Annotated in this window: 10 protein-coding genes; 6 read left to right on the plus strand and 4 right to left on the minus strand. The window is 72.8% G+C overall.

Going from position 1 to position 9,791, the window contains the following annotated elements; genetic code table 11:
* The first annotated feature begins 18 nt into the window (after positions 1–18).
* Positions 19–558 carry a hypothetical protein gene (locus tag ACFCY1_RS05950; protein ID WP_117491402.1) on the plus strand — a complete coding sequence of 180 codons (540 nt, stop codon included), beginning with the start codon at positions 19–21 and terminating at the stop codon, positions 556–558.
* Positions 559–619: 61 nt separating this feature from the next.
* Here ACFCY1_RS05950 and ACFCY1_RS05955 read toward each other — a convergent pair whose 3' ends face one another.
* The gene (locus tag ACFCY1_RS05955; RefSeq protein ID WP_375873678.1) at positions 620–760 is read right to left on the minus strand and encodes a hypothetical protein; all 141 of its coding nucleotides are present in this window, start codon (positions 758–760) and stop codon (positions 620–622) included.
* A 339-nt stretch (positions 761–1,099) separates the two neighbouring features.
* Here ACFCY1_RS05955 and ACFCY1_RS05960 point away from each other — a divergent pair, with 339 nt between their 5' ends.
* The 4 genes from ACFCY1_RS05960 to ACFCY1_RS05975 all read left to right on the plus strand — a co-directional run bounded on the left by ACFCY1_RS05960 (position 1,100) and on the right by ACFCY1_RS05975 (position 4,585).
* On the plus strand, positions 1,100–1,915 hold the full coding sequence (locus ACFCY1_RS05960; RefSeq protein WP_375873679.1) for a class I SAM-dependent methyltransferase: 816 nt from the start codon (positions 1,100–1,102) through the stop codon (positions 1,913–1,915).
* A 202-nt stretch (positions 1,916–2,117) separates the two neighbouring features.
* Positions 2,118–2,783 carry a DedA family protein gene (locus ACFCY1_RS05965; RefSeq protein WP_049650679.1) on the plus strand — a complete coding sequence of 222 codons (666 nt, stop codon included), beginning with the start codon at positions 2,118–2,120 and terminating at the stop codon, positions 2,781–2,783.
* A gap of 114 nt (positions 2,784–2,897) precedes the next feature.
* A complete protein-coding gene (locus ACFCY1_RS05970; RefSeq protein ID WP_375873680.1) occupies positions 2,898–3,569 on the plus strand; it encodes an O-methyltransferase in 672 nt (223 codons plus the stop codon).
* Positions 3,570–3,685: 116 nt separating this feature from the next.
* The gene (locus tag ACFCY1_RS05975) at positions 3,686–4,585 is read left to right on the plus strand and encodes a Gfo/Idh/MocA family protein (RefSeq protein ID WP_049650681.1); all 900 of its coding nucleotides are present in this window, start codon (positions 3,686–3,688) and stop codon (positions 4,583–4,585) included.
* Between the two features lie 89 nt (positions 4,586–4,674).
* On the opposite strand, the gene ACFCY1_RS05980 is transcribed toward ACFCY1_RS05975, so the two are convergent.
* Positions 4,675–5,226, minus strand: coding sequence for a GNAT family N-acetyltransferase (locus ACFCY1_RS05980; protein ID WP_375873681.1), 552 nt, complete (start codon positions 5,224–5,226; stop codon positions 4,675–4,677).
* A 239-nt stretch (positions 5,227–5,465) separates the two neighbouring features.
* Positions 5,466–6,593 (minus strand): hypothetical protein, encoded by a 1,128-nt coding sequence (locus ACFCY1_RS05985; RefSeq protein ID WP_375873682.1) that lies wholly within the window; start codon positions 6,591–6,593, stop codon positions 5,466–5,468.
* A gap of 259 nt (positions 6,594–6,852) precedes the next feature.
* Between ACFCY1_RS05985 and ACFCY1_RS05990 the strand changes: the two genes are divergently transcribed.
* Entirely contained in the window at positions 6,853–9,042 is a 2,190-nt protein-coding gene (locus tag ACFCY1_RS05990; RefSeq protein ID WP_375873683.1) for a transglycosylase domain-containing protein, read from the plus strand.
* 153 nt (positions 9,043–9,195) lie between these two features.
* Here ACFCY1_RS05990 and ACFCY1_RS05995 read toward each other — a convergent pair.
* Positions 9,196–9,791, minus strand: a 596-nt coding sequence (locus ACFCY1_RS05995) for an IS5 family transposase (RefSeq protein ID WP_375873684.1), incomplete at its 5' end; no start/stop codon positions are given.

The following is a 9,791-nucleotide window of genomic DNA, read 5'->3' on the forward strand; positions in this document are numbered from 1 at the left end:
GGTGAGCCGGTGCGACCGCTGCTCCTGCTGGACGTCGACGGACCGCTCAACCCGTGCGCGGCGAAGCCCTACCGGCGGCCCGAGGGCTACCGGACCCACCGGCTGACGACACCACGCTGGGAAGCGGCCGAGCGCCGCCGACTCACCGCCTGGGGCCTTCCCCACAAGGCCCCGAAGCCCCTGCGGGTCTGGCTCAACCCGGCCCACGGCCCGGCCCTCGCCGCGCTGCCCTTCGACCTGGCATGGGCGACGACGTGGCAGGAGGAGGCCAACACCTTCATCGCCCCCCTGCTCGGGCTGCCCGCCCTGCCGTACATCCCCTGGTCCGAGCCACGGCCCGAGCCGGACGACGGCGTGTTCTGGAAGACCCCACAGATCGTCACCTGGGCGCAGGGCCGCCCGTTCGCCTGGGTCGACGACCTGATCACGGACGCCGACCGCACCTGGGTCGAAGCCCACCACCCGGCCCCGGCACTCCTCCACCACATCGACCCGAAAGCCGGCCTGACGGCGGAGGACTTCGCCCTCCTGGCGGACTGGTCGAACGGGCTGGGCTGACCGCCGGCCCCGCTATGTCCTCCTGGCGCAGAACGGGGACAGGGGCAGCGGCAGGGGGCGGTCAGGGGCGGTCGAGCAGCAGCTCCACCCTGTCGAGTGCGGCCTGGGTGGACTCGATCAACTCGCCGTCCCCCTTGGCGATCCGCAGCCGCAGCGCCTCCTGCAGATGGGTCCGGGCCTGCGCGAGGTCACCGCGTTCCATCAGCTGTTTGCCGGTGTGCTGGAGTGCGAAGTCGAGGAGTTCCGGGTGCCGGGTTCGCGCGGGTGCCCGAGCACGTGGCCCTCCGTCGTTCGGTTCTCCACCCCGTGGGGTGAGAAGTGCCCACGCGGGAGAACGAGTTCGCGCGCTCCAGGTCGCCTGGAAGGCCCGGTCGATGGTTGCCGTCGTAGAGCTCCACGGGTCGGTGAGTCGGCGCGTCGGCGGGAGGGGAGGTGCGGACGGGGTGTCAGAATCGGCGGGTTCATGCCCATGACGGGAACACGGCGGGAACGCGACGGAATGAGTCGGACCGCGACGGGACCACGTCCGAAGGAGCGAGCGATGAGTGGCGGCGGGGAGCGGCCGGAGCTGGGGCAGGTACCGGAGACGGCGCTGTGGACGCTGTGGCACCGGGCGGTGGAGGCGCGGCGGCCGGACACCGTGCTGCCGGACCCGAAGGCGGTCGAGCTGGTGGAGCGGATCGACTACCCGTTCGCGGCGCGGTTCGGGGAGAGCGCTCTGGTGAGCCAGCTCCAGGCCTTGCGGGCCGCCTGCTTCGACCGCGAGGTGGCGGACTTCCTGACCCGCTGCCCGCGCGGCACCGTGGTCGGGCTCGGGGACGGCCTGGAGACCCAGGCCTGGCGGGTCGACAACGGGCGGGCGAGCTGGCTGTCGGTGGACCTGCCGGAGACGGTCGCGCTGCGGCGGCGGCTGCTGCCGCCGGACGAGCGGCACCGGATCGTCGCCCACTCGGCCACCGACCCGGGCTGGATGGACGAGGTGGACCCGTCGAACGGGGTGCTGATCAGCACCGAGGGCCTGCTGATGTACCTGCGGCCGCTGGAGGTCCGCGCGCTGATCGCGGCCTGCGCCGAGCGCTTCCCGGGCGGTGCGATGGTGCTGGACGCGGTGCCGCGCTGGTTCAGCCGGCGGGCCGTCGAGGGCAAGCTGCGGGACCGGTACTACCAGGCGCCGCCGATGCCGTTCGGGATGGACGCGGACGAGCGCGGCGAGCTGGCCACCGCGCACCCGGGGGTCACCGACGTGCGCGAGGTGTACCCGGAGGGCGGGCGGTGGCCGGTGAGCGCCCTGCTGCCGTTCGCGCGCCGGATCAAGCAGCGCCCGTCCGTGGTCGCACTGCTTTTTGCCGAATCTTGAAGAAACGGTGGTCGAGCTGGAACCATGGCGCGGGGGCGTACGTCGTAACCACGGGTGATCGGCCGGGGGGACAGGCCGCCCGGCACGTTAGGCTCGTTTCCGGGGGAGCGGCCTGGGTGCCGCCATCGGACGAACTGCCGGGACGGGCACGCGGCTCCAGGGGGAGCGCGGCCGGTCCCGTCCTGCCACGGAGGGACTGGCCTTGCACATCGACGCCTGGATCGAGGGGATTCCGCCGACAGCGGTGTACGCCGTGGTCGGTCTGATCATCGGGCTGGAGTCGCTGGGCATTCCGCTGCCCGGCGAGATCGCCCTGGTCACGGCGTCCCTGATGGCGGTCAAGGGTGTGGTGAGCCCGTGGGGCGTCGCCATCTGCGCGATCGCCGGCGCGATCATCGGCGACTCGATCGGCTACTCGATCGGGCGCAAGGGAGGCAAGCCGCTCTTCGAGAAGCTGGGACGCAAGTTCCCCAAGCACTTCGGGCCCTCCCACCTGGCCACCGCCGAGCGCTCCTTCCAGAAGTGGGGCATGTGGGCGGTCTTCTTCGGCCGGTTCATCGCCCTGCTGCGCATCTTCGCCGGTCCGCTCGCGGGCGCGCTGAAGATGCCGTACTGGAAGTTCCTGATCGCCAACGTGCTGGGCGGCGTGGTCTGGGCCGGCGGCACGACGCTGCTGGTCTACAAGGTCGGCAAGAGCATCGAGCCCTGGCTGGCCCGGTTCTCCTGGGCGGGCCTGGGGGCGGCCCTGGTGATCGGCCTGCTCTCGGCCTGGATCATGAAGCGCCGCGCCGCCAAGACGCACGCCAAGATCGAGGCGGAGGAGGCCGCCAAGGCCGCCGCCGCGACCAAGGAGCCGGTCGCCGACTGACCTCCCGTACGGCCGGTCGTGCGACCGGCCGTCCACAACCACCGTCGTGGTGCCCTCGGGCCCTCGGAGTAGCATCGGCCGGGTAGCTGCCGATCTTGCACTCTGGAGGGCCCGATGTCTTCGCAGCCGACCTGGGACGCCGTGGACGCCTACTTCTCCGAGCAGCTGGTCGGGCACGACCCGGTGCTGGAGGGCGCCACCGCCGCCGCCGACGCGGCCGGACTGCCGAAGATCGCGGTCGCCCCCAACCAGGGCAAGCTGCTCCACCTGCTGGCACTGACCCAGGGTGCGAAGCGGATCCTGGAGGTCGGCACGCTCGGCGGCTACAGCGCGATCTGGCTGGCCCGGGCGCTGCCCGCGGACGGCACCCTGCTCACCCTGGAGCTGGACCCCCGGCACGCCGAGGTCGCCCGGGGCAACCTGGCGGCCGCCGGGCTGGCCGGGGTCGCCGAGGTACGGGTCGGCCGGGCCGCCGACTCGCTGGCCGAGCTGGTCGAGCAGGGCGTGGAGCCCTTCGACCTGGTCTTCATCGACGCCGACAAGCCGAGCAACCCGGAGTACTTCCGCCGGGCGCTCCAGCTGACCAGGCCCGGCTCGCTGATCATCGTCGACAACGTGGTGCGCGGCGGCGCGGTCGCCGACGCGGACAGCACCGACCCGGCGGTGGTCGGCACCCGGGCGCTGCACGAGCTGATCGCGGCCGAGCCGACGGTCACCGCGACCTCGGTGCAGACGGTCGGCAGCAAGGGCTACGACGGCTTCACCCTGGCCCGCGTCCGGGGCTGACCTACGGAGCGCGCCGCGAATCACGCGCCGCGACCAAGCGGCGGCGGCGGCGCGACGGAACACGAACGCGACAGAACACGGGCGTCGCGACGGAACACGAAGGAAACGGAGACATCGTGCGGATCGGACTGCTGGGAACCGGCCCCTGGGCGGAACGGGTGCACGCGCCCGTCCTGGCCGAGCACCCCGGGCTGGAGTTCACCGGCGTCTGGGGCCGCCGACCGGAGGCGGCCGAGGCGCTGGGCGCCGCGCACGGCGTGCCCGGGTACGCGGACCTGGACCGGCTGCTGGCCGAGGTGGACGCGGTCTCCATCGCGCTGCCCCCGACCGTCCAGGCGGGCCTCGCCGTGCGGGCCGCCGAGGCGGGCTGCCACCTGCTGCTGGACAAGCCGGTCGCGCTGACGGTGCCGGACGCCGAGGCCGTGGCCGAGGCGGTGCGCGAGCACAAGGTCGCCTCGGTGGTCTTCTTCACCGTGCGCTTCGGCGGCGAGCAGATCCCGTGGATCGAGCGGCAGGCGGAGCTCGGCGGCTGGTTCACCGGCCGTTCGGACTGGCTCGGCTCGGTGTTCGCGCCCGGCAGCACCAGCCCGTACGCGGCCTCGCCGTGGCGGGTCGAGAAGGGCGCGCTGTGGGACGTCGGTCCGCACGCGCTGTCCGTCCTGCTGCCGGTCCTGGGCGACGCGACGCACGTGACGGCGGCGGCCGGCCCGCTGGACACCGTCCACCTGGTGGTACGGCACGCCGGCGGCGCCTCCAGCACGCTCGCGCTCAGTCTGACCGCGCCGCTCGCGGCCGGCGGGACGGGCATGGAGCTGCGCGGCGAGCACGGCGTGGTGCAGCTGCCCCCGCGCGGCGAGGGACCGGCCGCGGCGCTGCACCGGGCGCTGGACGCCCTGCGGGCCTCGGCGGCCTCCGGCGAGCCGCACCCGTGCGGGGCGGACTTCGGCCTGCGGGTGGTGGAGATCCTGGTCGGCGCCGAGCGTTCGCTGGCGACCGGCGCCACGGTGGCCGTCTGAGGCCTGCTGTCGGGCAGGGCCCTGACAGTCCCTGACAGTAGGGAAGGACGCCGGGCGGGGCACCCACGTGCCCCGCCCGGCGTCGTCCGTCAGATGCCGAACGGCGCGGCGTACCGGACGGTGCCCGCGGGCAGCGGGTGGCCGGCGTCCAGGGCGAGGGCCATCAGCGCCTCGTCCGGGACCTCGATGCTCAGGCCGATGCCGTGGGCGGAGGCGCGGGTGAAGCCGAACCGCGGGTAGTAGTCCGGTTGCCCCAGGACGACGACGTGGCGCTCGCCCAGGTCCCGTGCCGCGTCCAGTGCTGCGCGGACGGCGGCGGAGCCGGCGCCGGTGCGCTGGTACGCGGGGAGCACGGCGCACGGGGCCAGGCACAGGGCCGGGACGTCGCCGATGTGGCAGCGGGTCAGCAGGGCGTGGCCGACGGCGGTGCCGTGCTCACCAGTGCCCTGCTCACCAGTGCCCTGCTCGTCGGTGCCGTGCTCGGTGGTGGCGACGAGGGACAGGCCCTCGATCCAGGAGGCGTCGGCGCGCAGCGCGTCGACGAGGTCGGCCTCGGCGGGAGTCCCGAAGGCGGCGAGGTTGATGTCGCGGATGGTCGGGATGTCGGTGCCGGTCTCGGCACGCGTGATCCAGTTGCGCATGGTGGACGGAGATCCGTTCCTGAGGAGTGTTCGTGCGGGCCCCGCGGGCTCACGCCCCCGGCGAGGCGGGACAGGAGGAGGTCAGGCCGCGGCCCGGGACGTGAGGGAGACCCGGACGCTGCGCATGGCGGCCTTGAGCGCGGTCATCAACCCCACCTCCCTCTTCCTCCTCTGCTCCTGCGTACTCCTGAACGGCACGTACTGCGGACGAGTGTACCCGGTCCGTCCGGTCCGTCCGCTCAGGCGGGCGGCAGCGGCGGCAGCGGTGTCCCCGGAGGCGGGGTCGAGGACGGGCGGCGGTCGGTGGGGCGGCTCGGCGGGATGACAGGGGCGCGGAAGTCGCGCGGGCCGGTCCACAGCGCCGGGACGGCGTCGCTGCGCCGGGCCAGTTCGTACGCCAGCGCCTCGTAGTTGACCCGCCAGCCGTGGAAGTGCGCCCAGGCGTCCTCGACCGGGCGCTCGCGCGGGAACCCGGCCGCGGTGATCATCGCGACGGCGCCCAGGTACTCGGCGTAGGTCAGCCGGATCGGGATGTCCGGGTCCGGGTCCGCTTCGAAGTCGATCCGCAGCGAGCGGCCGATGTCGCGCAGCGCGGTGAAGCCGGCCCGGATCACCAGCCGGGCCTCGGGCGGGGCCGAGCGCGGGCAGAGCGCCAGGTGCAGGGCGGCGGCGTCCATCACGGCGATCAGTCCGACCACCCAGCTGCGGTGGGGCTGCGGGGAGCGGAAGGAGAGCAGCACCGGGTAGTTGGAGTGGCTCTCGCCGATGTCGGCGGCCAGCCGCTCCCAGTCCCGGTAGAGCTGGGGGAGCGCCGTCTCGGTGTCCACCAGGGACTGGCGGGCCAGCAGCTCGGGGCCCCAGGCGGGCTCGCCGGCCCGGGACTGCAGCAGGGTCACCTCGGTCTCGCGGCGCTGGTAGGCGGCGTAGAGGGTCGGCAGGTAGGCGATCTGGAGGGCGATGACCAGCGGGCCGCTGGCGGCGGCCAGGAAGTCGATCGCGGAGAGGTGGAGCCGCTCGCCGCTCGCGAAGCCAAGGGTGAACAGGCTGGACCCGGCCTCGCGCACGGACACCGACCAGCTCAGCTCGGAGGTGCCGTGCAGCAACAGGGTGTAGGCGGTCAGCATGCAGCTGAGCCAGACGCCGAGCATGCCGAGGAGCACCAGCGGCGCCAGCCAGGTGAGCGCCCGGTCCTGCGCGAGGTAGCCGCGGTTCGGCCCGGCGGACAGCCGCAGCAGCGTGCGCAGCACCCGCCAGAGCCGCATCACCAGCGCCGAGTAGAGGCCGCGCGGAACGACCAGCGTGCGCAGGATGCTGCCGATGATCAGCAGGAGCAGCAGCGTGCCGAGCGCGGTCTGGATCATCCTCATGGCGCCATTCTGGCGGCACGTCGGGGCTGGCGCGGACCGGGTTCGGCGCGGGCGGGCGTCCGCAGGCTGTTCGTCCACGGTCCGCGGCCCGCCCGCCGGACGCTCACGTCCCACCCGTTGAGCGCAGTATGACCATGATCACACCAAAGCCAGGCATACGTACTGATGTTCTCATCACGTCTATGTGTACGGAGGGTCAGCCCACGAGCGAATCGGAGACCGGACTGTGCGTGCTCAGCAAGACGGCGGGGCCGAAGACGTGGCCGAAGACGGGGCCGGGGAGACGGCCGAGGGCGTGGCCGAGGAGACCGCCGAGAAGACCGCCGGCGAGACCGCCGAGAAGACCGCCGGCGAGACCGCCGAGAAGACCGCCGGCGAGACCGCCGAGAAGACCGCCGGCGAGACCGCCGAGAAGGAGACGCCCGGGCGCCGACGCCGACGTTTCCTGCCGCGCCCGCGCCCCCGGCCGTTACGCGGGTCGCGTCCGTTCCGGGGCCGGCGCCCGTCCCTGCGGATCGACTACCCGCGCCGCGGACGGCGCGGCGTCCGCCGCTGGCTCCCGTCCTGGCGGCAACTGCTGCTGGTGGCCGGGACGGGCGCGGCCGGGCTGAGCGGCTGGCTGCTCTGGTTCTACGCGCACACCGCCGTCCCGGAGGACCTGAACTCCTTCGCCACCCAGCAGAACAACGTCTACTACTGGGCGGACGGCAGCGAGATGGCGCGGATCGGTCCGACCAACCGGCAGGAGGTGCCGCTCGGCCAGGTGCCGGAGCCGGTGCAGTGGGCGGTGCTGGCCGCCGAGAACGAGACCTTCTACGACGACCCGGGCATCTCCGTCACCGGCATCGGGCGCGCCGTCGTCCAGATGGTCACCGGCGGTGAGACCCAGGGCGGCTCCACCATCACCCAGCAGTACGTCAAGAACATCTACCTGAACCAGCGCCAGGACATGTCCCGCAAACTCAGCGAGATCGTCATCGCGATCAAGCTGGACGACCGGATGAGCAAGCAGGACATCCTGGCCGGCTACCTCAACACCAGCTGGTTCGGGCGCGGCAGTTACGGCATCGAGCGCGCCGCGGCGGCGTACTACGGCAAGGACGTCTCCCAGCTCGACCCGAGCGAAGGCGCCTTCCTGGCAGCGCTGTTGAAGGGCGCCGGGCAGTACGACCCGGCGGTCAGCGCGGAGAACCGGGAGCGGGCCGAGGAGCGCTGGTCGTGGATCCTGGACCGGATGGTGGAGGTCGGCAAGCTGTCCGCCGCCGAGCGCGCCAAGTACACCGTGTTCCCCGAGCCCAGGCCGCAGCCGAAGTCGGCGGGGCTGAGCGGCCAGACCGGGTACCTGGTGGACATGGCCCGCGCCTACGTGGAGAGCCACAGCGACATCACCCCGGCCCAGTTCGACCTCGGCGGCCACCAGATCCGCACCACCTTCGAGAAGCCGAGGGTCGACGCCCTGGCCGCCGCCGTACGGGAGGGCACCGCGGGGATCGACCCGGACAACCGGGAGGCCGACAAGCTCCTGAAGGTCGGCGCGGCCTCGGTGGCCCCGGACGGCCGGATCGTCGCGCTCTACGGCGGCACCGACTACCTCAAGCAGGGCTTCAACAACGCCAACACCACCACGGTGCCGATCGGTTCGGCCTTCACACCGGTGGTGTACGCCGCCGGGCTCGGCCAGGGAGTGCAGCGTCACCGGGGCGGCGACCGCACCCCGGTGACGCCCGCCACCCCCTACAACGGCGACGACGGGGTGAACGTGATGACCCCGGAAGGGCCGTACTGGGGACGGGACGGGAAGATCGTCAAGACCGCCAACGACGGCAGGCGGAACTGGGGCACGGTCACCCTGCGGAACGCGGTCGAACAGTCCGTCAACGGGCCGCTGATGCAGCTCGGCATGGACGTCGGCCTGGACCGGGTGCAGAAGACCGCCACCGACCTCGGCCTGCTCCCCAACAGCCTGGGCGAACTCGTCCCCGCCCTCGGCGTCGGCAACTCCACCCCCAGCGCCGTCCGCACCGCCGACGCGTACGCCGCCTTCGCGGCCGGCGGCAGCCACACCGACCCGTACTCCGTCCTCAGGATCTCCCGCAACGGCGCCCAGCTCCCCCTGCGCCTGCCCGCCGCCACCCAGGCACTGACCCCGTCGGTCGCGGCCGAGGTGGACGCGGCACTCAAGGGCTCCGTCCGCGACGGAGCCGCCAAGCCGGCAGCGGAGGCCGGCCCCGGCCTGGCCGCCAAACCCGGCACCACCGCGGACCGTACGGCAGGGTGGTTCGTCGGCTACAACGGGCAGCTGTCGACGGCGGTCACCATCTTCCGCGCGGACCTGAAGGACATGAAGCTGCTCTCCCTCGAAGGCCTCGGCGGCGCCACCCCGGACACCTCCGACGCCGCCCTCCCGACCCGCATCTGGAGCACCTACATGAAGACGGCGGCACAGTAGGCCGGTCGGCTGCCGGGCCCGAGACCCTCACGGGCCCGGCAGCCACGCCTTGCCGTTTCGTCGTTCGCGTGAGAGGTAGGGCGCCCCGGTCCGGGGAGGGCTGGTGAATGCCGGTCGGGCCGTGTCCGTACTAGGGCCTGTGTGATGTTGTGATCAGTTGGGTGGTCGCACGAGGTCGTCTATCCAGATCATTGAGGCGCGGAGGTGGAGGCCTGCGAGGTAGCTCTCGGGCTTCTTGTCGAACCGGGTGGCGATGCCCCGCCAGGCCTTCAGCCTGTTGATCAGGCGCTCGACGGTGTTCCGCTCCTTGTAGAGGTCGGTGTCGTGGTCGACGGGTCGGCCGCCCCTGCCGCCCTTCCGTTTCCGGCTGGCGGCCTGGTCCTTCTTCTCCGGGATGACGGCCTTGATGCCGCGTTTACGCAGGTAGGCGCGGTTGGCGCGGGACGAGTAGGCCTTGTCCGCGGCGACCGCGCCGGGCCGGGTACGGGGCCGGCCGACGGGCAGGCGCACGCGCACCTTGTCGAGCACGGGGACGAACTGCGGGCTGTCTCCGGCCTGCCCGGCGGTCAGGACGAGTGCCAGCGGACGGCACCGGCGGTCGGAGGCGAGATGGACCTTGCTGGTCAGCCCGCCCCGTGACCTGCCGAGCTTGGCCTGCTTCAAACGGAGTTCGCGTCGCCGTCGGATGCGTCTGCGCTCGTCCTGTCCGTTCTGTTCCGGTGGCCCGCCCCCTTTTGCCGGGCCGTCTC

Source organism: Kitasatospora sp. NPDC056273 (genome assembly GCF_042268845.1).
In the GTDB taxonomy this organism is placed as follows: Bacteria; Actinomycetota; Actinomycetes; order Streptomycetales; family Streptomycetaceae; genus Kitasatospora.